This window comes from Nocardioides okcheonensis (genome assembly GCF_020991065.1).
Classification (GTDB): domain Bacteria; phylum Actinomycetota; class Actinomycetes; order Propionibacteriales; family Nocardioidaceae; genus Nocardioides; species Nocardioides okcheonensis.
In genome coordinates this window covers 227,950-252,152 of the sequence record NZ_CP087710.1, presented here as the reverse complement: position 1 = coordinate 252,152, position 24,203 = coordinate 227,950, and the positions used below count along the sequence as shown (strand labels likewise).

At 72.3% G+C, this 24,203-nt stretch carries 18 protein-coding genes and 1 tRNA gene; 6 read left to right on the top strand and 13 right to left on the bottom strand.

The window, feature by feature from the left end; translation table 11 throughout:
• The first annotated feature begins 4 nt into the window (after nucleotides 1–4).
• Nucleotides 5–1,114 carry a glycosyltransferase family 4 protein gene (locus LN652_RS01145; protein ID WP_230442886.1) on the top strand — a complete coding sequence of 370 codons (1,110 nt, stop codon included), beginning with the start codon at nucleotides 5–7 and terminating at the stop codon, nucleotides 1,112–1,114.
• On the opposite strand, the gene LN652_RS01140 is transcribed toward LN652_RS01145, so the two are convergent.
• The gene (locus LN652_RS01140; RefSeq protein ID WP_230442885.1) at nucleotides 1,102–1,275 is read right to left on the bottom strand and encodes a hypothetical protein; all 174 of its coding nucleotides are present in this window, start codon (nucleotides 1,273–1,275) and stop codon (nucleotides 1,102–1,104) included. The two genes, LN652_RS01145 and LN652_RS01140, sit on opposite strands and share 13 nt — an antisense overlap.
• Nucleotides 1,276–1,298: 23 nt before the next feature.
• Entirely contained in the window at nucleotides 1,299–3,101 is a 1,803-nt protein-coding gene (locus LN652_RS01135) for a hypothetical protein (protein WP_230442884.1), read from the bottom strand.
• 54 nt (nucleotides 3,102–3,155) lie between these two features.
• On the opposite strand from LN652_RS01135, the gene LN652_RS01130 reads away from it, so the two are divergent.
• The 3 genes from LN652_RS01130 to LN652_RS01120 are packed head-to-tail and all read left to right on the top strand — an operon-like array spanning nucleotide 3,156 to nucleotide 6,460.
• Entirely contained in the window at nucleotides 3,156–3,863 is a 708-nt protein-coding gene (locus tag LN652_RS01130; protein ID WP_230442883.1) for a class I SAM-dependent methyltransferase, read from the top strand.
• 24 nt (nucleotides 3,864–3,887) lie between these two features.
• Entirely contained in the window at nucleotides 3,888–5,144 is a 1,257-nt protein-coding gene (locus LN652_RS01125) for an oligosaccharide flippase family protein (RefSeq protein WP_407941513.1), read from the top strand.
• Nucleotides 5,141–6,460 carry a lipopolysaccharide biosynthesis protein gene (locus LN652_RS01120; protein ID WP_230442881.1) on the top strand — a complete coding sequence of 440 codons (1,320 nt, stop codon included), beginning with the start codon at nucleotides 5,141–5,143 and terminating at the stop codon, nucleotides 6,458–6,460. The genes LN652_RS01125 and LN652_RS01120 overlap by 4 nt, the downstream gene beginning before the upstream one ends.
• On the opposite strand, the gene polA is transcribed toward LN652_RS01120, so the two are convergent.
• A complete protein-coding gene (polA, locus tag LN652_RS01115; protein WP_230442880.1) occupies nucleotides 6,419–9,136 on the bottom strand; it encodes a DNA polymerase I in 2,718 nt (905 codons plus the stop codon). The genes LN652_RS01120 and polA overlap by 42 nt on opposite strands.
• 85 nt (nucleotides 9,137–9,221) lie before the next feature.
• Here polA and LN652_RS01110 point away from each other — a divergent pair, with 85 nt between their 5' ends.
• On the top strand, nucleotides 9,222–9,677 hold the full coding sequence (locus tag LN652_RS01110) for a hotdog fold thioesterase (protein WP_230442879.1): 456 nt from the start codon (nucleotides 9,222–9,224) through the stop codon (nucleotides 9,675–9,677).
• Nucleotides 9,678–9,704: 27 nt separating this feature from the next.
• Here LN652_RS01110 and LN652_RS01105 read toward each other — a convergent pair whose 3' ends face one another.
• From LN652_RS01105 to LN652_RS01075, 7 genes are all read right to left on the bottom strand, one after another.
• Nucleotides 9,705–10,277 carry a GNAT family N-acetyltransferase gene (locus tag LN652_RS01105; protein WP_230442878.1) on the bottom strand — a complete coding sequence of 191 codons (573 nt, stop codon included), beginning with the start codon at nucleotides 10,275–10,277 and terminating at the stop codon, nucleotides 9,705–9,707.
• A 90-nt stretch (nucleotides 10,278–10,367) separates the two neighbouring features.
• The gene (locus LN652_RS01100) at nucleotides 10,368–11,078 is read right to left on the bottom strand and encodes an ABC transporter ATP-binding protein (protein WP_230442877.1); all 711 of its coding nucleotides are present in this window, start codon (nucleotides 11,076–11,078) and stop codon (nucleotides 10,368–10,370) included.
• Nucleotides 11,068–12,012, bottom strand: coding sequence for an ABC transporter ATP-binding protein (locus tag LN652_RS01095; protein ID WP_230442876.1), 945 nt, complete (start codon nucleotides 12,010–12,012; stop codon nucleotides 11,068–11,070). The genes LN652_RS01100 and LN652_RS01095 overlap by 11 nt, the downstream gene beginning before the upstream one ends.
• A complete protein-coding gene (locus LN652_RS01090) occupies nucleotides 12,005–13,144 on the bottom strand; it encodes a branched-chain amino acid ABC transporter permease (protein WP_230442875.1) in 1,140 nt (379 codons plus the stop codon). The genes LN652_RS01095 and LN652_RS01090 overlap by 8 nt, the downstream gene beginning before the upstream one ends.
• Nucleotides 13,141–14,112 carry a branched-chain amino acid ABC transporter permease gene (locus LN652_RS01085; protein ID WP_230442874.1) on the bottom strand — a complete coding sequence of 324 codons (972 nt, stop codon included), beginning with the start codon at nucleotides 14,110–14,112 and terminating at the stop codon, nucleotides 13,141–13,143. The genes LN652_RS01090 and LN652_RS01085 overlap by 4 nt, the downstream gene beginning before the upstream one ends.
• 96 nt (nucleotides 14,113–14,208) lie before the next feature.
• A complete protein-coding gene (locus LN652_RS01080; protein ID WP_230442873.1) occupies nucleotides 14,209–15,366 on the bottom strand; it encodes a branched-chain amino acid ABC transporter substrate-binding protein in 1,158 nt (385 codons plus the stop codon).
• A gap of 244 nt (nucleotides 15,367–15,610) precedes the next feature.
• The gene (locus tag LN652_RS01075) at nucleotides 15,611–16,159 is read right to left on the bottom strand and encodes an ANTAR domain-containing response regulator (RefSeq protein ID WP_230444797.1); all 549 of its coding nucleotides are present in this window, start codon (nucleotides 16,157–16,159) and stop codon (nucleotides 15,611–15,613) included.
• A 118-nt stretch (nucleotides 16,160–16,277) separates the two neighbouring features.
• On the opposite strand from LN652_RS01075, the gene LN652_RS01070 reads away from it, so the two are divergent.
• A tRNA-Leu gene (locus LN652_RS01070) sits at nucleotides 16,278–16,360 on the top strand.
• A 172-nt stretch (nucleotides 16,361–16,532) separates the two neighbouring features.
• Here the strand turns inward: LN652_RS01070 and pyk are convergent.
• From pyk to gltB, 3 genes are all read right to left on the bottom strand, one after another.
• Nucleotides 16,533–17,981, bottom strand: a complete 1,449-nt coding sequence (gene pyk, locus LN652_RS01065; RefSeq protein WP_230442872.1) for a pyruvate kinase — start codon at nucleotides 17,979–17,981, stop codon at nucleotides 16,533–16,535.
• 91 nt (nucleotides 17,982–18,072) lie between these two features.
• Nucleotides 18,073–19,533 (bottom strand): glutamate synthase subunit beta, encoded by a 1,461-nt coding sequence (locus tag LN652_RS01060; protein ID WP_230442871.1) that lies wholly within the window; start codon nucleotides 19,531–19,533, stop codon nucleotides 18,073–18,075.
• On the bottom strand, nucleotides 19,526–24,097 hold the full coding sequence (gltB, locus tag LN652_RS01055; protein WP_230444796.1) for a glutamate synthase large subunit: 4,572 nt from the start codon (nucleotides 24,095–24,097) through the stop codon (nucleotides 19,526–19,528). Before gltB ends, LN652_RS01060 begins: the two co-directional genes overlap by 8 nt.
• Between the last annotated feature and the right edge of the window lie 106 nt (nucleotides 24,098–24,203).

The following is a 24,203-nucleotide window of genomic DNA, read 5'->3' as shown; positions in this document are numbered from 1 at the left end:
GGCGATGCGCATCGCCATCCTCTCCTGGCGCGACACCACGCACCCCGACGGCGGTGGCTCGGAGGTGTTCGTCGAGTCGGTCGGACGCGAGCTCGCCCGCCGCGGGCACGACGTGACCCTGCTGTGTGCCCGGCACCCCGGCGCCGCCGGGCGCGAGGAGCGCGACGGCGTGCGCCTGCGACGCCTCGGCGGCCGGCTCACCGTCTACCCGGCCGGGCTGGCCTGGCTGCTGCGGCACCGGCGCGACGTCGACGTGGTGGTCGACGTCGTCAACGGGCTGCCCTTCGCCACCCCGCTGGTGAGGCGGCGCGGCGTCGTCGCGCTCGTGCACCACGTGCACGCCGAGCAGTGGCGCATCATCTACCCCGGCTGGGGTGGGCGGATCGGCTGGTTCGTCGAGAGCCGGGTCGTGCCGCTGCTCTACCGCTCGCGCCCCTTCCTCACCGTCTCCGACGCCTCGGCGCGCGACCTCGCCTCGCTCGGCGTCCCCGCCGCCTCCATCACCGTCGTGCGCAACGGCCTGTCCACCGCACCGCCGGCGCAGCCGCCGGCGGAGTCACCCGCGCCGCGCCTCGCCGTGCTCTCGCGGCTGGTGCCGCACAAGCGGATCGAGCACGCCTTCGACGTCGTGCGACGGCTCGCCGAGGACCTGCCCGACCTGCACCTCGACGTCGTCGGCGACGGGTGGTGGCACGACGAGCTGACCGCCGCGGCCGCCGCGGCCGGCGTCACGGACCGGGTCACCTTCCACGGCCACGTCACCGAGGCACGGCGCGACGAGATCGTCGGGCGGGCGTGGGTGATGCTGATGCCGTCGGTGAAGGAGGGCTGGTGCCTCGCGATCACCGAGTCGGGCGCCCAGGGCACGCCGAGCATCGCCTACGCCGGCGCGGGTGGCGTGACCGAGTCCGTCCGCGACGGCGCCACCGGGCTGCTCGTCGACGACCTCGACGAGATGGTCGAGGCGACCCGGAGGCTGCTGGCGGACGCCGAAGCGCGCCGACGCATGGGAGCGGCGGCGCGCGAGATGGCGGCCTCCCTCACCTGGGAGGCGTGCGCCGTGCGGGCCGAGCAGGTGCTGCTGGCGGCCGGCGCGGCCGATCAGTCGCCGTAGACGAGGATCTGCTGGCTGGCAGGGTTCTTGTCGGGGGCCGTCGTCTGGCTGTAGACGAGGCTGAAGAGACCGATCGCGGCGAGGATGCAGCCGATGAGGATCGGGAGGAACATGGCGATGAAGCCGCCGAGTGCCGATCCGGAGGTGCCCGTGCTGCTCACTGATCTGTCTCCCTCTGCCGAAGTTACCGAGCGTCAGGGTACATGACCGGGGGGTCCGCGTCTCGGACTCCGCGCGCCGACTTCCGGCGATCGCCGCCCCGCGGCCGCCGACGGCGTACGGCACCTGCCAGCAGGACGCCGATCGCGACCAGCAGCACCCCGAGCGCGACGGCGTGCGCCCCCAGCACCGCGAGCCTGCGGACGGTGGTGCCGGCGCGCGCGGCCGGCTCCGCGCCGGGGACCCGGAAGACCTCCACCACGGGCGTGCGGAGCACCGGCTCGAGCCCGGACGTGTCGACCGTCGCGGCGTCCGGGTCGTCGGGGTAGAGCACGACCCGGGTGACCCCGAGGTCGGGCAGCACCGCGGCGGGCGGTCCCTGGGCGAGGGCGGCTCCGATCTCGGCGGCCAGCGGGCTCTCCCCCGGCACCAGCACCGGGCCCACCTGGAGCGAGTCGCTGGTCACCACGTCGGCGTCGACCATCCGGGTCGCCGGGTCCGACGACGTGAGGACGCCCCCGTGCGCCCAGTCGAAGGAGCGGTAGGCGCGCCACGGCAGCGTGACCACGACCCCCGGCGTGCCGTCGAGCACCTCGGCCGCACGCCCCAGGTCGTCGGGGAGGCGCACCGGGGCGACCGTCGCCCACGTCCGCACGGTCGCGTCCGGCAGCAGCAGGACCGGCAGTAGCGCGACGACCACCACGCCCGCCCAGGCGCCCTCGACCCTGCCGAGCAGCGCCACCAGCCTGGCGGCGCACGCGCCGAACGCCGCCGAGGCGAGCACCACCACCGGGGCCAGCAGCTTCTGGGTGTCGCGCAGCAGTCCGGCGCCGGGCACGGTGTCGACGAGCCCGACCAGGCCGCTCTGCCCCCACGGCGTCGCGGCCAGCAGGGCCGTCCCCCCGAGCACGGCGGACAGCACGACCCACCGCACCGCGTCACCCGGCCCCCAGGCCCGGACCAGCAGCGGGACGCCGACGGCGAGCACGACCACGACGACCACGGCCGCCACCAGCGCGACCGCCGTCGCGCGGGTGGCCGGCTCGGACGCGCGGTCCCAGATCCCGCCCAGTCCCAGGAGCGCGACCACGGGGCCGAACCTCGACTCGGTGTCCGGCGCGAAGACCGCCACCCCCGACGCGTCGGAGGTGGAGCCGGCGGGGCCGGTGACGGCGGCGACCACCCACGGCAGCTGCAGCAGCACCCCGGCCGCCACGGCCGCGGTCGTGCGCCGCAGGTGCGGGAGGCACGCGACGGCGAGGCCGGCCACGGCGAGCAGGCGGCGGCGGCCGGCATCCGCGCGGCCACCGCGGTCCACGCGACAGCCAGCAGGTCGGCGGGTCGGCCCTCGGCCCGGAAGCGCATCGCGGCGGCCACCCAGCCACGGCAGCGCCGCGCACCCGAGCAGCAGGGCCCACTGCCCCAGCGCCAGCCGTTCGACGACGTAGGCGTTCCACACCGCGAACCCGGACGCCGCGAGCTGGGCGGTGCGACCGAGCGGCACCACCAGCCGGGCGACGCCCCAGCCCAGCAGCGCGAGGGTGACCGGGAGGACGACCCGCGCCAGGACTCCCCCGTCCACGACGTGGGTCAGCGTCGCGACGACGGCGTCGAGCGGCACCGCGCGGGGTGCCACGTCGCCGAGTCCCCACGTGGCGTCGGTGAACGGCTGCCGGGGCACGAAGACGAGGTCGCGCGCGAGCGGGTGGCCGGCGCGGAGGTAGAGCGGCAGGCAGAGCACCAGCGCGAGCGCCAAGGGCCAGGCGAGCACCGCCCGGTCCTGCCACGTGGGCGCCGCCGGTGCGGTCGTTCCGGGGGTCGACGCCACCCGACCAGCCTATGCTGTGCCGGTTCCCCATGACGCCGTTCGACGAGGACCCACGTGACCGACCCGACCCTGCCGGTCCTCGACCTCGAGGCCGCGTGGACCGTCGCCCGGCAGGTGCCCGGCTGGCTCACCGAGGCCCAGGCCGCCGACCTCTATGCCGCCGCCCGCGCGGTGGCCCCGGCGCGCGTCGTGGAGATCGGCAGCCACCTCGGCCGGTCGACGATCGTGCTGGCCGCGTCGGGTGCCGCCGTCACGGCCGTCGACCCGTTCCCGGGCGACTGGAGGTACGGCCGCCCGGACACCGAGGAGCGGTTCCGCGCCCACCTCGCCGCCGCCGGTGTCGCACCGCGCGTCGACGTCCGCGTCGCCACCAGCGCGCAGGTGCGCCAGCGGTGGACCGCACCGGTGCGGATGGTCTACGTCGACGGCAAGCACGACGTGTGGTCGTGCCTCGACGACCTGCGGTGGAGCCGGTTCCTCGAGCCGGGCGACACCGTCCTGGTGCACGACGCGTTCTCCTCCGTCGGCGTCACCCTCGCGGTGCTGCGCGCCTGCGTCGCCGGCGACCGGCTCCGCTACGTCTCCCGCACCGGCTCGCTCGCCCACCTCGAGGTCGGCCGGCCCCGCGTCGCGGACCGGGTCCGGGTCCTGCGCGAGATGCCGTGGTTCGCCCGCAACGTGGTGGTCAAGGTGCTGCTGCGCCTGCGCGCGCGCCCGCTGGCGCGCCTGCTGGGGCACGACGACACCGCCGACCCCTACTGATGGGGCGCGCGAGGTGAACCTAGGATGCCGGTCGTGACGGCCCCGAGCAGCGCAGGCACGCGCCGCACCTTCGACGGCGGCGCGGTCGCCGTCGCGACCAGCGTCATGAACGTCGCCACCTACGGCTACACCATGATCGCCGCGCGCCTCGTCGGACCGAAGGAGTACGGCGCGTTCGTCGCCTGCCTCGGGCTGGCCCTCGTGGTGCAGGTGGTCGCCTACGGCCTGCAGGCGGCGGCCGCGCGGCGGATCGCCGTCGACGGCGGCAGCGTCGCCACGATCCAGCGCGTCGTCCTCGCCCTCGGGGCCCGGGTGTCGCTCGTCGTCGGGGTGGTCCTGGTGGTCGCGACCCCGCTGGTCGACCGGCTGCTCAACCTCGACGACCTGCTCCTCGCGTCGCTCGTCGGCCTCGCCGCGATCCCGCTGACCTTCGCCGGCGCGCAGGCAGGGGTGCTGCAGGGCGAGAAGCGGTGGGGCGCGCTCGCGGCGTTCTACCTCGCCGGCGGACTGCCCCGCCTCCTCGTCGGCACGGCCCTGGTGGTGTGGCGCCCCGACGCGACGAGCGCCTTCCTCGGCGTGCTCGTCGGGCTCTGCTTCCCGGTCGTGGTCGGGTGGTGGGTGCTGCGCGGGCGCAGGCCCGAGCCGGCCGTGCCCGACCCCGACCACTCGGCCCGAGCCGTGCTGGTCGAGGCGGCGCACAACATGCAGGCGCTCCTCGCCTTCTACGCGCTCTCCAGCGTCGACATCGTCCTGGCCCGCCAGGTCCTCAGCGAGCACGACGCCGGCCTCTACGCCGCGGGCCTGATCATGGCCAAGGTGATGCTGTTCCTCCCCCAGTTCGTCGTGGTCATCGCCTTCCCCGACATGGCGACCGCCGACGGGCGGCACCGCGCACTGGTGCGCGGCCTGGTGCTCGTCGGCGGGCTCGGCCTGGTCGTGGTCGCCGGCGCCAAGCTGCTCTCCGGGATCGCGATGGTGTTCGTGGGGGGCGCCGACTTCGCCGAGGTCGAGGGCGCGCTGTGGGTCTTCGCGGTCCTCGGCACGGTCCTCGCCATGCTCCAGCTGCAGGTCTACGCCGCGATCGCCCGCCAGGGCCGGCGTGCCGTCGTCCTGGTCTGGGTGGCGCTGGTCGTGGCCGTGCTGGTCGGGTCCCGGGCCACGACGGTCACCGAGCTGGTGGCGACCGTCGCCGCGGTCGACGCGGCGCTGCTGGTGGTCCTCGGCGTCCTGGGCTCCCGGGCCGGACGGCGCCCGGCCCCGAGCACGGCGTCCGTCGCGTGAGCGTCCCTCGCGTGCGGGCGTTCCTGTCCGGCACGGGCGGCATCGTCGTCGGCACCGCGGTGATGAACGTGTGCACCTTCGGGTTCACCATCGTCGCGGCCGGCCTCCTCGACACCGCCTCCTACGGCGCGTTCTTCGCCCTGCTCAACCTGCTCATGGTGGTCTCGGTCGTCAACATGGGCCTCCAGGCCACGGCCGCGCGGCGCATCGTCGCCGACCCGGCGTCGGTCGCGACGGTGGAGGCGTCGATCCTGCGGGTCGCCTACGCCACCTCGCTGGCCGTGGGTGCCGCGCTGCTGGTGCTCTCCCCCGCCGTCACCTGGCTGCTCCAGCTCGACTCGGTCGTGCCGGCCCTCGTCCTGGCGGCGCTGGCCGTGCCGACCACCCTGATGGGCGCGCACGTCGGCATCCTGCAGGGCGAGAAGCGGTGGGCCGAGCTGTCGTGGCTCTACGTCCTGGCGGGCGTGCCGCGGATCGTGGGCCTCGCGCTGCTGTGGTGGCACCCGACCGAGAGCGTCGGCCTGTTCGGCAGCGGCCTGGGCTACATCGCTCCGGTCGTGCTCGGCTGGTGGGTGCTGCGCCGGCCGCGGACCGCCGACCCGCACCGCACGCCGTCACCGGGGCTGTCACCGTCACCGGGAGCCGCGACGCCACCGCGCTCCGGCGAGGTGGTGCGGGAGGCGCTGCACAGCGCCCAGGCGCTGCTGGCCTTCTTCGCCCTCGCCAACGTCGACATCGTGGTGGCGCGGCACGTGCTCGACGCCCAGGGCTCCGGGCTCTACGCCGTCGGCCTGCTGGTCGCCAAGATCATGCTCTACCTGCCGCAGTTCGTGGTGATCGTGATGTTCCCGTCGCTGGCCACCGCGACCCAGCGGCGTCGGGCCGTGCTGCGCGGGACAGCCGCGATCCTGGCGCTGGGCGCCGTGTGCACCGCCGGCGTCGTGCTCCTCGCCGGGTTCGTCGCCGACCTCCTCGACAGCGAGAAGCTGCGGGCCGTCGAGGGGCACCTGTGGCTCTTCGCGGTGCTCGGCACCCTGCTGTCGGTCACCCAGCTCCTCGTCTACGCCACCCTCGCCCGGGAGGGCCGGCGCTCGATCCTGCTGGTCTGGGCGGCGCTCGCCGTGGCGGTGGCCGTCGGTGCGACGACGACCACCCCGACCCAGCTGCTCGCCGTGATGATCGCGGTGACGGCCGTGCTGACCGGCGTCCTCGTCGTGGCCAGCCTCCGCGCCGACCGGGGCGCGCCCCGCGACGGCGGGTCCGGGCGGCCGCCGTCAGTGGGCGGCGTCGTGCCAGCTGCGCCCCACGCCGACTGACACGTCCAGCGGCACCGCGAGGTCCGCGGCGCCACCCATCTCGGTGCGGACCAGCGCAGCGAGCGCCTCGGCCTCGCCGGGCGCCACCTCCAGCACGAGCTCGTCGTGGACCTGCAGCAGCATCCGCGAGCGCAGCCCCTGCTCGTGCAGCGCGCGCTCGACGCCGAGCATCGCGACCTTCACGAGGTCGGCCGCGGACCCCTGGATCGGGGCGTTGAGCGCCATCCGCTCGGCGGTCTCGCGCCGCTGGCGGTTGTCGCTGGTGAGGTCGGGGAGGTAGCGGCGACGCCCGAGGATGGTCTCGGTGAAGCTGGAGCGCCGGGCCTCGTCGACGATCCCGCCGAGGTAGTCGCGCACGCCGCCGAAGGTCTGGAAGTACTCCTCCATCAGGCCCGCGGCCTCCCCGGTGCTGATCCGCAGCTGCTGCGAGAGCCCGAAGGCGGACAGGCCGTAGGCGAGGCCGTAGTTCATCGCCTTGATCTTGGCCCGCTGCTCGACCGAGACGTCCTCGGCCGCCACGCCGAAGACGCGGGCCGCGGTGATCGAGTGGAAGTCCTGCCCGGAGCGGAACGCCTCGATGAGCAGCTCGTCCTCCGACAGGTGGGCCATGATCCGCATCTCGACCTGGCTGTAGTCGGCCGTCATCAGCGACTCGTAGCCCTCGCCGACCACGAAGCCCTCGCGGATCCGGCGGCCCGCCTCGGTGCGGATCGGGATGTTCTGCAGGTTCGGGTCGGTGCTGGAGAGCCGACCGGTCGCGGCGATGATCTGGTTGTAGGTGGTGTGGATGCGCCCGTCGGAGGCGACCGTCTTGAGCAGGCCCTCGACCGTCTGGCGCAGCCGGATCACGTCGCGGTGGCGCAGCAGGTGCTGGAGGAAGGGGTGCTCGGTCTTCTCGAACAGCTGCTGCAGCGCGTCGGCGTCGGTGGTCCAGCCGGTCTTGGTGCGCTTGGTCTTCGGCATGTCGAGCTCGTCGAACAGCACCACCTGCAGCTGCTTGGGCGACCCGAGGTTGATCTCCTTGCCGATCACCGAGTACGCGTCCTCGGCCGCGGCACGCACCTGGTCGCCGAACTCCGACTCGAGGCCCTCGAGGTAGTCGGTGTCGACCGCGATGCCAGTCTGCTCCATCCGGACGAGCGTCGCGATGAGCGGCAGCTCGACGTCGCGCAGCAGCGCCGTGCCGCCGCGCTCCTCGACGGCCCCGTCGAGCGCGTCGGCGAGGTCGAGGACCGCCCGCGCGGTCAGCATCCCCGCGTCGCTGGCGGTGGTGTCGTCGAGCGCGTCGAAGCTGAGCTGGTCGGCGTCGGTGGTGTCCTGGCGCAGCTCGCGCTTGAGGTAGCGCAGGGTGAGGTCGGCCAGGTCGTAGGAGCGCTGGTCGGGCTGGACGAGGTAGGCCGCGAGGGCGGTGTCGACCTCGAGGCCGTCGAGGCGCCACCCGCGCGCCGCCAGCGCGAGGCTCGGGCCGTTGGCGTCGTGGAGTGCCTTGGGGCGGGACGCGTCGGCCAGCCAGGCCGCGACCGCCGCGTCGTCGTCGGGGCCGAGGTCGGCGACGTCGACCCAGGCGGCGTCGCCGGACGCGGCCGCGACGGACAGCGAGTGCACCTCGCCGGTCCCGGCGCGCCACGTGCCGCCGACGGCGACGCCCACGCGCGCTCCGGCCGGGGCGTGCTGCTCCAGCCACGCGCCGACCTCACCGGCGGCGAGCCGGCGCCCGTCGAGCTCGAAGCCCGACTCGGCCTCGATCGCGCCGTCGGGCTCGGGGTCGATGGTGTCGAGCAGACGGGTGCGCAGCTCCCCGCGGAACTCGAGCTCGTCGAGCAGCTCGAGCCCGGCGGTGCGGTCCCACGGCCGGCGTCCGAGGTCGCCCGGGTGGACCGGCAGCGGCAGGTCGCGCACCAGCGCGTTGAGCTGACGGTTGCGGATCACGTCGCCGAGGTGCTCGCGCAGCGCCTCGCCCTTCTTGCCGGTGATCTCGTCGGCGCGGGCGATGACGTTGTCGAGGCCGTCGAACTGGTTGATCCACCGCGCGGCGAAGCCCGGTCCGACGCCCGGGACGCCGGGCAGGTTGTCGGAGGTCTCGCCGACGATCGCGGCGAGCTCGGGGTAGCGGTGCGGCGGGACGCCGTACTTCTCCTGCACCGCCTCGGGCGTGAGCCGCGCGAGGTTGCTCACGCCCTGCATCGGGTAGAGCACCGTCGAGCTCTCGGTGACGAGCTGGATGGAGTCACGGTCACCCGTGAGGACCAGCACCTCCATCCCCTCGGCCAGGGCCTCGGTGACCAGGGTGGCGATGATGTCGTCGGCCTCGTAGCCCGCGAGGTCGAGGTGCTGGATGGACAGCGCGTCGAGCACCCGCCGGATCAGCGGCAGCTGGCTGCCGAACTCGTCGGGCGTCTTGTTGCGCTTGGCCTTGTAGTCGGAGTACTGCTCGAGGCGGAACGTCTGCCGCGAGCGGTCGAACGCGACCGCGACGTGGGTGGGGACCTCGTCGCGCAGGACGTTGACCAGCATCGAGGTGAAGCCGTAGACGGCGTTGGTGTGCTGTCCCGTGGCGGTGGCGAAGTTCTCCACCGGGAGGGCGAAGAACGCCCGGTAGGCCAGGGAGTGGCCGTCCAGCAGCAGGAGGCGGGGGCGGCGGGGCTCGTCACGGGTGGGCTCGCTCGTCTCAGGCACCCGCCGACTCTAGCGGCCGCCACCGACACCGTCCGTGGCCAGCCCTGCTCCCCCGCGCCACCCTGCCGGACGACACAATGGCGCCATGAGCGACACGTCTGCGTCCCGTCCCGAGTCCCTCGCCGACCTCAGCGTCGAGGAGCTGATCGCCTTCATGCCCGAGGGCAACGGCCGGCTCAACGACAAGATGGGCGTCGAGCTCGTCGAGGTCTCGGCGGAGCGGGTCGTCGCGACCATGCCGGTCGAGGGCAACACCCAGCCGTTCGGCCTCCTGCACGGCGGTGCGTCGGTCGTGCTCGCCGAGACGCTCGGCTCGATCGGGTCGGCGATCCACGCCTACCCCGCGAAGATCGCGGTCGGCGTCGACATCAACGCCACCCACCACCGCTCGGCGACCTCGGGCATCGTCACCGGCGTGGCGACCGCGGTCCACCTCGGCCGCAGCAGCACGTCCTACGAGGTGGTGATCACCGACGAGCGCGGCAAGCGGGTCTGCACCTCGCGGATCACCTGCGCCCTGATCGACGCGCCCGGCGCCTGAGGCCGGTCGCCGGCGCCGGCCGGGCGCTCAGCCGGGGACGCGCTCGCCGCGCCGGACCCGCCGCGCGGCGAGGACCCGGTCGATGCGCTGCTTGCTCGTCGCCGCCGGGGTCGCCTGGCGTGACTTCGGCAGCCGGGCCCGCACCGCGCTGGTGGTGGCCGCGCGGAGCATCGCCTGCGGCGCGAACGACAGCCGCGCCATGAACCGGTTGGCGTCGCGCGCCTCCGCGGCCGCCGCGGTCTGGATGTGGGTGATGCCGTGCTGGTCGGCGAAGCGGCAGCCCGCCTCCATGAGCGCGCTGCCGACGCCCTTGCGCCGGAACCGGTCGAAGACGTGCGGCGAGACCGCGAGGACCGCGGGCTCGAGGTTGAGCGGGGTGAAGGTCGTGGCCTCGAGGAACACCGCACCGGCGACCTCGCCGTCGACCTCCGCCACCGCGACGCACTGGTCGTCACGCCCGGCGGCCGCGGCGACGATGCGCGCCACGTCGGCGAGCTGCTCGTCGAGCCCGCCGCGACGCAGGATGTCGCTCCACAGCTCACGCAGCGAGGCCACGTCGGCGGGGCCCGCCGCACGTACGGTCACCGGCGTCCGAGTCATCGATCCACCATTCCTGCACTCGACCACGTGGCCCCCCACCGGCCTGTCCCGGCGCCACACACCCGGGCGAGGATAGCGCCCGCGTCCCCCTCAGGCTACGCCGAGGTAGGCCTCCCGCACCGACGGATCGTCGAGGAGGTCCGCACCGGTGCCCGACTTCACGATCGTGCCCGTCTCGAGGACGTACGCCCGGTCGCTGCGCGAGAGCGCCTGCTTGGCGTTCTGCTCCACGACCAGGATCGTGGTGCCCTGCTGGGAGATCTCGGTGATGATGTCGAAGATCTGCTGGATCAGCATCGGCGCCAGGCCCATCGACGGCTCGTCGAGCATCAGCAGCTTCGGGCGCGACATCAGCGCACGCCCGATGGCCAGCATCTGCTGCTCACCGCCGGACATCGTGCCGGCCACCTGCTTCTTGCGCTCGAGCAGGCGCGGGAACAGGCCGAACACCCGGTCGTAGTCCTCGTCGATGGCGGCCTTGTCCTTGCGGGTGTAGGCGCCCATGTTGAGGTTCTCGGTGACCGTCATGCCGGGGAAGATGCCGCGACCCTCGGGGCACAGCACCAGCCCCTTGCGCAGCCGCTGGTCGGCGCGCAGCTTGGTGACGTCCTCGCCGTCGAAGACGACCGACCCGGAGGCCAGGCCGCGCACGCCCGACAGCGCACGCATCGTCGAGGTCTTGCCGGCGCCGTTGGCGCCGATCAGCGAGACGACCTCGCCGGCGTTGACCTGCACGCTGACCCCGTGGAGGGCCTCGATCTTGCCGTAGCTGAGCACGGCGTCCTTCATCTCAAGCAGCATCGTCGGGCTCTCCCAGGTAGGCGGCGATGACCTTCGGGTTGCGGGCGACCTCTTCGGGGGTGCCCTCGGCGATCTTCTGGCCGAACTCGAGCACCACGATCCGGTCGGTCACGCCGAGGACCAGCTTCATGTCGTGCTCGATGACCAGCACCGTGTGGCCGAGGTCGCGGATCCGGCGGATGAGGCCCATCAGGTCCTCCTTCTCCGCCGGGTTGAAGCCGGCCGCCGGCTCGTCGAGGCAGATCAGCTCCGGCTCGGTGGCCAGGGCTCGGGCGATCTCCAGGCGACGCTGGTAGCCGTAGGGCAGGTTGCGGGCCAGCTCGTGGGCCCGGTCGGCGATGCCGACGAAGCGCAGCAGCTCCATCGAGCGACGGCGGCCGGCGCGCTCCTCGAGCGTGTGCCGGCTGATCCCGAAGACCTTCGCCAGCGAGCGCCTCAGGCCGCCGCTCGGCAGCTCGTCCTCGCTCGGGCGGGCCCGGTAGAGGCGGAACAGCGCACCCGGCACGCTCGTCTTGTGGCGGGCGTCGCAGCCCACCATGACGTTCTCCAGGGCCGACATCTCGGGGAAGAGCCGGATGTTCTGGAACGTGCGGGCGATGCCGAGGTGGTTGATCCGGTGCGGCTTGGTGCCGGCGATCTCCTTGCCCTTGAACCGGATCGTGCCCTCGGTGGGGGTGTAGACGCCCGTCATCGCGTTGAAGCAGGTCGTCTTGCCCGCGCCGTTGGGACCGATCAGGCCGAGGATCTCGCCGCGGCGGATCTCGAAGTTCACGTCGTTGAGCGCCACGACGCCGCCGAAGCGCAGGGTGACGTGGTCGACCTCGAGCAGGGTCTCCCCCACCGCTCCGGACGTCTCGATGGCGATCTGGTCGTGGTCGGACGTGTCGGGCAGCATCTCGGCGCCCTCGATCGTGGTCTGGCTCTGCTCAGACATCGGCCGCAGCCTCCTCTGCCTCGTGTCGTCGGTCCTCGAACTCCCTCGCCCGCCGTCTGCTCGGCACCAGGCCCTGCGGACGGAAGATCATCACCGCGACCAGCGCGACGCCGAAGGCGAAGGGACGCCAGTCGACGAACTCGCGGAAGCGCTCGGGCAGGTAGGTGAGGAGGAAGGCGCCGAGCAGTGCACCGTAGATGTTGCCCGAGCCGCCGATGACGACCATGGCGACGAAGAGGAATGACAGCTGCACCATGAACGCGTTGGGCTCGACGTACTGCTGCTTCGAGCCGAACAGCAGGCCCGCGAGGCCACCCAGGGTGGCGCCGATGGCGAAGGCCCAGAGCTTGAACTTGAAGCCCGCGACGCCCATCACGGCCGCGGCGTCCTCGTCCTCGCGGATCGCCAGCCAGGCGCGCCCGACGCGGCTGTGCTCGAGGCGCTTGGCGAGGAAGATGATGAGGATCAGGACGGTGAGGGCCAGCCAGTACCAGCGCTCGGCGTCGATGGTGTTGAAGAACGCACGACCGTCGACCTCCGGGCCCGGCGGGACCGGGACCTGGGTGATGCCGGCGGCGCCGTTGGTGACGTTGTCGAGGTTGCGGGCCGTGATGCGGATGATCTCGCCGAAGCCGAGCGTCACGATGGCGAGGTAGTCACCGCGCAGCCGCAGCGTCGGTGCGCCGAGGAACACGCCCGCGACGAGGGACATGCAGATCGCGATCGGGATGCACGCCGCGAACGGCACCGCCCACGTGTCGGAGAAGCCGAAGCGCTCCTGCAGCGAGACGACGACCGGCGACGACGGCGACCCGAAGAGCGCGATCGAGTACGCGCCCAGGGCGTAGAAGCCGACGTAGCCGAGGTCGAGCAGGCCGGCCAGGCCGATCACGACGTTGAGGCCGACGGCGACGATCATGTAGACGACGACCAGGAAGAGCACGCTCGCCCAGTCCGAGCCCGTCGAGGCCAGGTCGGTGCGGATGTAGGCGAACGGCAGGATGTTGAGGTACGGCAGGTAGTAGGCGAACGCGACCACGAGCAGCAGCGCGAGCCAGCGCACCGGCTTCGGGGCGCCGTCCCAGCGGTCACCCAGGTGCAGGTTGCGGTAGGAGTCGAGGATCTGGCTCATGCGCGTGCCTTTCCGAGGGACTCACCGAGCAGGCCGGTGGGACGGAACATGAGGACGACGACGAGCACCACGAAGGCGGTGACGTTGGTCCACTCGGAGCTCCAGACGATGGAGGCGTAGACCTCGGCGATGCCGAGGAACAGGCCACCGACCAGCGCTCCGCGCAGGTTGCCGATGCCGCCGAGCACGGCGGCGGTGAACGCCTTGAGGCCGATGAAGAAGCCGATGTCGAACTTCGTGATGTCGTACTGGATCGTGTAGAGCAGCGCCGCCACGCCGGCCATCGCGCCACCGAGCACGAAGACGAGCATGATGACCCGCTCCTGGTTGACGCCCATGAGCGAGGCGGTGTCGGGGTCCTGCGCGACGGCGCGGACGCCGCGACCGAGGCGGCTCTTGTTCACGAAGGTGTCGAGCGCGAACATCATGACGATCGCGCCGACGATGATCAGCACGCGGGTGTTGCTGACCGCGAGGTCGACGCCGGGGATGGTGAAGAGCACCTTGGTCTCCAGCACCGACGGCACGTTGACCGTGACGCGACCGAACGGCGGGCCGAACACGACGCGCAGCACCTGGCCGAAGGTCTCCACCAGGACCATCGAGCAGCCGATGCCGGTGATCAGGAAGATCAGCGGCGGCGCGCCCTTCTTGCGCAGCGGGCGGTAGGCGATCCGCTCCACGGCGAGCGCGGTGCCCGCCGAGGCGAGCATCGCGGCCAGCAGCGCGAGCAGGGTGGCCGCGATGACCATCCCGAGCCCGGCGCCGCCGGTCGCACCGATCAGGGTGTACGTGCCGAGCACCGTCCAGGTGCCCACCATGAACACCTCGGAGTGTGCGAAGTTGATCAGCTTCATCACGCCGTACACCATCGTGTAGCCCAGCGCGACGAGCGCGTAGATGGATCCGCGGGTGATGCCGTCAAGCGTGTGACGGTCCAACCCGCTGATCAGGGCGTCGAAGTTCACTCAGGGCCCTCCCAGGTAGCGGCCCGGTGCGGGCCCATGGAGCGGGGGCGGCCGTGTGTCGGCCGCCCCCGCGGAGTCGTGCATGGGTGTTGCGGATCAGCCCTCGGGCTTGACCTCGACCTCGGGCGTCAGCGTGCCGCCCTCGTTCTTGTAGGCCCAGTAGGAGACCTGCTCGGCCGGGACGTCGCCATTCTCGTCGAACGCGATCGACTTGCTGAGGCCGTCGCCCTCGTAGCTGTTCACGAACTCGAGGACCTCCGCACGGGTGCGGGCGCCGTCGTCGAGAGCGGCCAGGAAGACGTTCATCGCGTCGAAGCCCTCGGCCGCGTAGGCGCCGGGAGCACCGCCGAACTCCTCCTCGAAGTCGGCGGCGAAGGTGCTGTCCTCCTCGATCGGGGCGCAGGGGCACATCACGACCGCGCCCTCGCCGGCCTCGCCGACGGCGTTGCCGAAGTCGGCACCGTAGAGGCCGTCACCACCGATGAACGGGGCGTCGATGCCGGCGTCGCGGATCTGCTTGAGCAGCGGCGCGGCCTCGGCGATGTAGCCGCCGTACATGATCGCGTCGGGCTCGGCCGACTCGATCTTCGAGACGGTCGGCGCGAAGTCGGTCTGGCCGACCTCGGTCTTGTCGCGCTCGATCATGTTGTCGCCGAGGGTCTCCTCGACGCGGTCGGCCAGCGGCTCGCCGTAGGCCTCGGCGTTGTCGATGACGAAGACCTTCGTGGCGCCGAGCTCGTCGGTGAGGTACTTGGCGATCGCCGCGCCCTGGTAGTCGTCGTAGGGGACGAGGCGGTGGAAGACCTCGACCGGCTCCTCCTGGGTCAGGTCGGTCGCGGTGGCCGACTGGCTGATCATCGGGATGCCGCCATCCTGGTAGATGGTCTTGGTCGCGCGGGTCTCACCGGAGAACGCGCCACCGATGACGCCGATGAAGTCCTCGTCGCCGGCGATCTGGGTCGCGACCGGGGTCGCCTTGGCCGGGTCACCCTCGGTGTCGAAGCGCTCGAGGGTCACGTCGCACTCGTCGTTGTCCCACTGCTTCAGCGCGAGCTCCGCGCCGTCGACGGACGGGATGACGATGCTGGCGTTCGCGCCGGACAGCGCGCCCATCGCACCGATCTTGAAGCTGCAGTCGCCGCCGTCGGCGTCGCCGCCGCCGCCGCCGGTGTCGGTCGTGCCACAGGCGCTGAGCGCCAGTCCGGCGACCGCCGTGAACGCGACGGCCTGCCACGTCTTGGTCGAGCGGATCATGGATCCCTCCATAGCTCTATGGGCTGTCCACCTCGGCAGCCTCGTGGCGGGAACCTAACACCCGAGATGTGGCGTGGGACACGATTAGTGCCGCGGATCGACAGGCCGTTGCCGTTTCGTGATCATCCGGTCTGTACCGGAAATGCAACCGAAACATGGCGTGATGCGCGCGGAATCGTCGCCCAACGGGGCCGAACGGCACAGAACGGACCGGTTCGGGCGCACCGGCACGGACCGGCGCGGGTCAGCGCGCGGCGCCGCCGAGGCCCGCGACGCCGTGCTCGACGACCCCGTCGGCCACCTGCTTCATCGACAGGCGCAGGTCCATCGCGGTCTTCTGGATCCAGCGGAACGCGTCCGGCTCGCTGAGGCCGAGCTGCTCCTGGAGCACGCCCTTGGCGCGGTCGACGGCCTTGCGGGTCGCCAGCGACTCCTGCAGGTCCGACACCTCGCGCTCGAGCACGGCGATCTCGCCGAACCGGCTCACCGCCATCTCGATCGCCGGGACCAGGTCGCCGCGCTGGAACGGCTTGACGAGGTAGGCCATCGCGCCGGCGTCACGGGCCCGCGCCACCAGCTCGCGCTGGGAGAAGGCGGTCAGGATGACCACGGGCGCGATCCGCTCGCCCGCGATCACCTCGGCCGCGGCGATCCCGTCGAGCCGCGGCATCTTCACGTCGAGGATCACCAGGTCCGGGCGCAGCTCGCGGGCCAGCTCGATGGCGCGCTGGCCGTCCGCGGCCTGGCCCACGACCTCGTAGCCCTCCTCGCCGAGCATCTCCGCGAGGTCCATCCGGATCAGCGCCTCGTCCTCGGCGATGACCACGCGGCGGACGGCGTCGGGGGCGGTGCTGGCGTCGGCGGGCTGGGTCACGGGCGCAAGGCTAGTTCCGCTACGGTGTGGCCACCTAGCCGGGTTGGCGGAATGGCAGACGCGGTGGTCTCAAACACCACTGCCCGCAAGGGCGTGTGGGTTCGACTCCCACACCCGGCACGACATCGACACAGCGACGCCGGCGGTGCCCCACCCACAGTCCGGGCACGCAGAATGTGGCTCAGCCACCGCCCACCCGCGCGTCGCAGCCCGCCACGCCCGTCGGCGGTGCCCCAGCCACGGTCCGGGCACGCAGAACGTGGCTCAGCCACCGCCCAGGACGAACCGTTGATCAGCGCGCGCGACGGTACGCGGGCGCGACGCCGTTGATCGCGTCGCCCATCTTGTGGATGCGCATCGCGTTGGTGGAGCCGGGGATCCCGGGCGGGCTGCCGGCGATGAGGACGACGAGGTCGCCCTCCTTGACCCGGCCGATCGCGAGCAGCGCCTCGTCGACCTGGCGCACCATCTCGTCGGTGTGCTCGACCTCGCCGGTCTTGAAGGTCTCGATCCCCCAGGTGAGCGAGAGCTGGGAGCGCACCCGGTCGGTGGTGGTGAAGGCGAGGGCGGGGATCCGGCCGCGGTAGCGGGCGAGCCGCCGCGCGGAGTCGCCGCTCGCGGTGAAGGCCACGATGTACTTGGCGCCGACGGCCTCGGCGACCTCGGCGGCGGCCTTGGCGATGATGCCGCCACGGGTGCGGGGCGACCAGGTGACCGCGGCCATGTGGGACAGCCCGTGGTCCTCGGTCGAGGCGACGATGCGCGCCATCGTGGCGACCGCCTCGACGGCGTACTCCCCCACCGACGTCTCGCCCGACAACATCACCGCGTCGGCGCCGTCGAGCACCGCGTTGGCGACGTCGGAGGCCTCGGCGCGGGTGGGCGCGGGGGCCGAGATCATCGACTCCAGCATCTGCGTGGCGACGATCGCGGGCTTGGCGTTGGCGCGGGCCTTGTCGACCAGCAGCTTCTGGTGGACCGGGACGTCCTCGAGCGGGCACTCCACGCCGAGGTCGCCGCGCGCCACCATGATCCCGTCGAACGCGTCGATGATCGCGTCGATGTTCTCCAGCGCCTGCGGCTTCTCGATCTTGGCGATGATCGGCACCGAGATGCCCTCCTCGCGCATGACCGCCCGCACGTCCTCGGCGTCGGCCGCGTGGCGGACGAAGCTGAGGGCGACGAAGTCGACGCCGAGGTGCAGCGCCCAGCGCAGGTCCTCGGTGTCCTTCTCCGACAGCGCCGGCACCGACACGGCCACGCCGGGCAGGTTGATGCCCTTGTTGTTGCTGACCTTGCCGGCCACGACGACCTCGGTCACGACGTCGGTCTCGTCGACCGACACGACCTCGAGCCGGACCTTGCCGTCGTCGATGAGGATCGGGTCGCCCGGGGCGACGTCGCCGGGCAGGCCCTTGTAGGTGGTCCCGCAGATCGTGGCGTCGCCCGGCACGTCGCGCGTGGTGATGGTGAACCGCTGGCCGCGCTTGAGCTTCTGCGGGCCGTCGGCGAAGGTCTCGAGGCGGATCTTGGGACCCTGGAGGTCGGCGAAGATGCCGATCGCGTGGCCGGAGTCGTCGGAGGCCTGGCGGACCATCCGGTAGACCGCCTCGTGGTCGGCGTACGCCCCGTGGCTCATGTTGAGCCGGGCGACGTCCATCCCGGCGTCGACGAGGGCTCGGATCCGCTCGGGGGTGTTCACCGCGGGACCCATGGTGCAGACGATCTTGGCTCTACGCACGGGACCACCCTAGCGGACGTTGGATCGTTCCAAGGAGGGTTCGTCCACGACCGTGCCCGGCGGGCCCCCGGCACGGGGCCCGCCGGCACGCTCAGACGGTGAGCGGGCGCTCGTGCGGCTTGATCGGCGCGGGCAGCGTCGTCGAGCCGGTGAGGAACGCGTCGACGGACGCGGCCGCGCTGCGCCCCTCGGCGATCGCCCACACGATGAGCGACTGCCCGCGGCCGACGTCGCCGGCCACGTAGACGCCCGGGACGGACGAGGCGTACGAGGAGTCGCGGCGCACGTTGCCGCGCTCGTCGAGCTCCACGCCGAGCTGCTCGACGATGCCGGGCTGCTCGGGACCGGTGAAGCCCATCGCGAGCAGCACCAGCTGGGCGGGGATGACGCGCTCGGTGCCGGCCACCGGCTGGAACGACGCGTCGACCTCGACCAGGTGCAGCTCGGCGACGTGGCCGTCGGCGTCGCCGACGAACTGCTGGGTGGAGACCGCGTAGACCCGGTCGCCGCCCTCCTCGTGCGCCGAGGAGACCTTGAAGGTCATCGGGTACGTCGGCCACGGCTGGCCCGAGGGCCGGTCCTCGCCGGGTCGCGGCATGATCTCCAGCTGGGTGATCGAGCGCGCGCCCTGGCGGATCGAGGTGCCGAGGCAGTCGGCACCGGTGTCGCCGCCGCCGATGATCACCACGTCCTTGCCGGTGGCGAGGATCTGGTCCTCGACCGTCTCGCCCAGCGACGCCCGGTTGGCCTGCGGGAGGAACTCCATGGCCTGGTGGATGCCGCCGAGCTCGCGCCCGGTGACCGGGAGGTCGCGGGCCTGGGTGGCGCCCATCGCCAGCACGACGGCGTCGTAGCGGGCGAGCAGCTGGGGCCCGGTGAGGTCGCCGCCGCCGACGTCGACGCCGGCACGGAAGACGGTACCCTCGCGTCGCATCTGGTCCAGACGGCGGTCGAGGTGCTTCTTCTCCATCTTGAACTCGGGGATGCCGTAGCGCAGCAGGCCACCGATCTTGTCGGCGCGCTCGTAGACGGCGACCGTGTGGCCGGCGCGGGTGAGCTGCTGGGCGGCGGCGAGGCCGGCGGGCCCCGAGCCGACGACCGCGACCGTCTTGCCCGAGAGCCACTCCGGCGGCTGGGGGCGGACGTAGCCCGAGCCCCAGGCGCGGTCGATGATCGAGACCTCGACGTTCTTGATCGTCACCGGCTCCTGGTTGATGCCGAGCACGCAGGCGGTCTCGCAGGGCGCCGGGCAGAGGCGACCGGTGAACTCCGGGAAGTTGTTGGTCGCGTGCAGCCGGTCCATCGCGCCGTCCCAGTCGTCGCGCCAGACCAGGTCGTTCCACTCCGGGATGATGTTGCCCAGCGGGCAGCCCTGGTGGCAGAACGGGATGCCGCAGTCCATGCAGCGGGCCGCCTGGGTGTTGATGATCGGCAGCAGGGCCCGCCCGATGCCGTCGGGGTAGACCTCGTCCCAGTCCTGGACGCGCTCGGCGACCTCGCGACGCGAGGCGACCTCGCGGCCGTGCTTGAGGAATCCCTTGGGGTCAGCCATGAAGCACCTCCATGATGCGTGCGTTTGCCTGGTCCTCGTCGAGGCCCTCCTCGAGGGCCGCGGCCCGTGCCTCGAGCACTCGCTTGAAGTCGCGCGGCATCACCTCGGTGAAGCGTGCGAGCGACGCCGGCCAGTCCTCCAGCAGCGCCTGCGCCACGGCCGAGCCGGTCTCCTCGCCGTGCTGGCGGACCAGGTCCTCCAGCTCGGCGGCCGCCTCCCCCACGACGGGCGCGAGCTCGACGAGCTCGCGGTTGACGAGCGACTCGTCGAGGTCGAGCACGAAGGCGTAGCCACCCGACATGCCGGCCGCGAGGTTGCGCCCCGTCGGGCCGAGGACGACCACGACGCCTCCGGTCATGTACTCGCAGGCGTGGTCGCCCACGCCCTCCACGACCGCGCTCGCGCCGGAGTTGCGCACGCAGAACCGCTCCCCCGCGCGTCCGCCGAGGAAGATCTGGCCCGACGTGGCGCCGTAGCCGATCGTGTTGCCGGCGATGATCTGCTCGGCGGCGTCGAAGGTCGCGGCCCGGTCGGGGCGTACGACGATCCGTCCGCCCGAGAGGCCCTTGGCGACGTAGTCGTTGGCGTCGCCCTCGAGGCGCAGCGTCACGCCCCGCGGGACGAACGCGCCGAACGACTGCCCGGCCGATCCGGTCAGGGTGATGTCGATCGTGCCGTCGGGCAGGCCGTCGCCGCGGTAGCGCTTGGTCACCTCGTGGCCGAGCATCGTGCCGACGGTGCGGTTGACGTTGCGGACCGCGACCTGCGCACGCACCGGCTCGCCGGTCTCCAGCGCCGGGGTGGCGATGGCGATCAGCTCGTTGTCGAGCGCCTTGTCGAGCCCGTGGTCCTGCTTCCTGGTGCAGCGCAGGTCCTGGTCCTCGAACTGGCCGAACTCCCCGTGGCGCGAGGCCTGGTGGAGGATCGGCGTGAGGTCGAGGCCGGAGGCCTTCCAGTGGTCGATGGCCGGCGCGACGTCGAGGGTGCCGACCTGGCCGATCGCCTCGTCGAGGCTGCGGAAGCCGAGCTCGGCGAGCAGCTCGCGCACCTCCTGGGCGATGAACTCGAAGAAGTTCACGACGTGGTCGGCCTGGCCGCTGAACCGCTCGCGCAGCACCGGGTTCTGCGTCGCCACGCCCACCGGGCAGGTGTCGAGGTGGCAGACCCGCATCATGATGCAGCCGCTGACGACCAGCGGCGCGGTGGCGAAGCCGTACTCCTCGGCGCCGAGCAGCGCGGCGACGACGACGTCACGGCCGGTCTTGAGCTGGCCGTCGGCCTGCACCACGATCCGGTCGCGCAGCCCGTTGAGGAGCAGCGTCTGCTGGGTCTCGGCGAGCCCGAGCTCCCAGGGACCACCGGCGTGCTTGAGCGAGGTGAGCGGCGAGGCGCCGGTGCCACCGTCGTGGCCGGAGACCAGGACGACGTCGGCGTGCGCCTTGGAGACGCCCGCGGCGACCGTGCCGATGCCGACCTCGGAGACCAGCTTGACGTGGACCCGTGCCGACGGGTTCGCGTTCTTGAGGTCGTGGATCAGCTGGGCGAGGTCCTCGATCGAGTAGATGTCGTGGTGCGGCGGCGGGCTGATCAGGCCCACGCCCGGGGTCGAGTGCCGGGTCTTCGCGACCCAGGGGTAGACCTTGTGACCCGGCAGCTGGCCACCCTCGCCGGGCTTGGCGCCCTGCGCCATCTTGATCTGGATGTCGTCGGCGTTGGTGAGGTACTCCGACGTCACGCCGAAGCGTCCCGACGCGACCTGCTTGATCGCCGAGCGCCGCTCGGGGTCGTGCAGCCGCTCCGGGTCCTCGCCGCCCTCACCGGTGTTGGACTTCGCGCCCAGCCGGTTCATCGCGATGGCGAGCGTCTCGTGGGCCTCCTGGCTGATCGAGCCGTAGGACATCGCGCCGGTGGAGAAGCGCTTGACGATCGCGGAGACCGGCTCGACCTCGTCGATGTCGACCGGCTCGCGCCCCGTGCCGGCGGCGTCCTTGAAGGTGAACAGCCCGCGCAGCGTCATCAGCCGCTCGGACTGCTGGTTCACCCGGTCGGTGTACTGCTTGAACACGTCGTAGCTGCCGGTGCGCGTGGAGTGCTGCAGGCGGAAGACCGTCTCGGGGTCGAACAGGTGCGGCTCGCCCTCGCGGCGCCACTGGTACTCACCGCCGATGGACAGCTCGCGGTGCGCCGGCGAGATGCCGCCGCGCGGGTACGCCAGGGCGTGCCGCCGGGCGACCTCCTCGGCGATCGTGTCGAGCTCGATGCCGCCGAGCTTGGAGGTGGTGCCGGTGAAGTAGCGATCGACGACCGTCTGCGACAGGCCGACCGACTCGAAGATCTTCGCGCCGGTGTAGGACGCCACCGTCGAGACGCCCATCTTCGACATCACCTTCAGCACGCCCTTGCCGAGGGCCTTGATCAGGTTGGCGACGGCCTTCTCCGGCTCCACCTTGACGTAGTGGGCCTCGCGGGCGAGGTCCTCGACCGACTCCATGGCGAGGTAGGGGTTGACCGCAGCCGCGCCGTAGCCGACGAGCAGCGCCACGTGGTGCACCTCGCGGACGTCGCCGGCCTCCACCAGCAGCCCGACCTGGGTGCGGGTCTTCTCGCGGACCAGGTGGTGGTGGACCGCGCCGGTGAGCAGCAGGGACGGGATCGGCGCGAGCTCGGCCGTGCAGTGCCGGTCGGAGAGCACGATGATCCGGGCGCCGTCGGCGATCGCGGCCGACACCTCGGCGCACAGCTCGTCGAGGCGTGCCTCGAGCGCGGCTCCCCCGCCCTCGACCTCGTAGAGGCCGCGGACGATGTGGACCTGGAAGCCCGGCATGTCGCCGTTGCGGTTGATGTGGCGGATCTTGGCGAGGTCGTCGTTGGAGAACACCGGGAACGGCAGCACGACCTGGCGGCACGACGCCGGGGTCGGCTCGAGCAGGTTGGCCTCGGGGCCGATCGAGCCGCTGAGCGAGGTGACGAGCTCCTCGCGGATCGCGTCGAGCGGCGGGTTGGTGACCTGCGCGAACAGCTGGGCGAAGTAGTCGAACAGCAGCCGCGGCTTCTCGCTGAGCGCCGCGATCGGCGTGTCGGTGCCCATCGACCCGATCGCCTCGGCGCCGGTGGACGCCATCGGGCTCAGCAGCACCCGCAGCTCCTCCTCGGTGTAGCCGAAGACCTGCTGGCGACGCGTCACCGACGCGTGGGTGTGGACGATGTGCTCGAGGTCGTCGAGGTCGTCGAGGTGGACCAGGCCGGCGTGCAGCCACTCGTCGTAGGGGTGCTCGGCGGCGAGCTGGCCCTTGATCTCCTCGTCCTCGATGATCCGGTGCTCCTCGGTGTCGACGAGGAACATCCGGCCCGGCTGGAGCCGCCCCTTGCGGACGATCGACGCGGGGTCGAGGTCGAGCACGCCGACCTCGGAGGCCAGCACGACGAGCCCGTCGTCGGTGACCCAGTAGCGCGAGGGACGCAGGCCGTTGCGGTCGAGCACGGCACCGATCTGGGTGCCGTCGGTGAACACCACGCAGGCCGGGCCGTCCCACGGCTCCATGAGCGTGGAGTGGAACTCGTAGAACGCGCGTCGCTGCGGGTCCATGTCGGCGTGGTTCTCCCACGCCTCGGGGATCATCATCAGCACCGCGTGCGGGAGCGAGCGGCCGCCGAGGTGCAGCAGCTCGAGCACCTCGTCGAACGACGCCGAGTCCGACGCGCCGGGCGTGCAGATCGGGAACAGCCGCTCGAGGTCGCCCGGGATCAGGTCGCTCTCGAGCAGCGCCTCGCGGGCGCGCATCCAGTTGCGGTTGCCCATGACGGTGTTGATCTCGCCGTTGTGCGCGATGAACCGGAACGGGTGCGCCAGCGGCCAGCTCGGGAACGTGTTGGTGGAGAACCGGGAGTGCACGACCGCCATGGCCGAGGCGACCCGCTCGTCGGTCAGGTCCGGGAAGACCTGGTCGAGCTGGTCGGTGGTGAGCATGCCCTTGTAGGCCAGGGTCCGCGAGGACAGCGACGGGAAGTAGACGTCGGTCTCCGACTCGGCGCGCTTGCGCAGGCAGAACGCGAGGCGCTCCAGCGCCATCCCGCCCACCCGGGCGCCCTTGCCGGCGACGAACAGCTGGGCGAAGGCCGGCATCACGCTGCGGGCGGTCGCGCCCAGCGTCGTGTCGTCGACGGGGACCTCGCGCCAGCCGAGGACCTCGAGGCCCTCCTCGTCGGCGATCTCCTCGATCCGCCGGCGGGTCGCGGCCACCGCGTCGGCGTCGCCAGGCAGGAACGCCGTGCCGACGGCGTACGAGCGGGCCGGCGGCAGCTCGAAACCGGCCTCGCGCGTGACCTCGCGGAGGAACGCGTCGGGCACCTGCAGCAGGATGCCCGCGCCGTCGCCCGAGTTGACCTCGGCGCCGGCGGCGCCGCGGTGGTCGAGGTTGCGCAGCGCCGTGAGCGCCTTGACCACGATGTCGTGGCTGGCCTCACCGGTCAGCGTCGCCACCATGGCGACGCCACAGGCGTCCTTCTCGTGGCGCGGGTCGTAGAGCCCCTGCGGAGGCGGGAAGCTCGGCGGGAACGCGTGCATCGAGGACACTGGTTCTCCCGTCGTCAGTCTTGCCCCCGGTCCACGCGGGACGGGTCGGGGCAAGGAGTGGGCACATCCGCTGGGGACGACGTTGGCCCGAGCACTG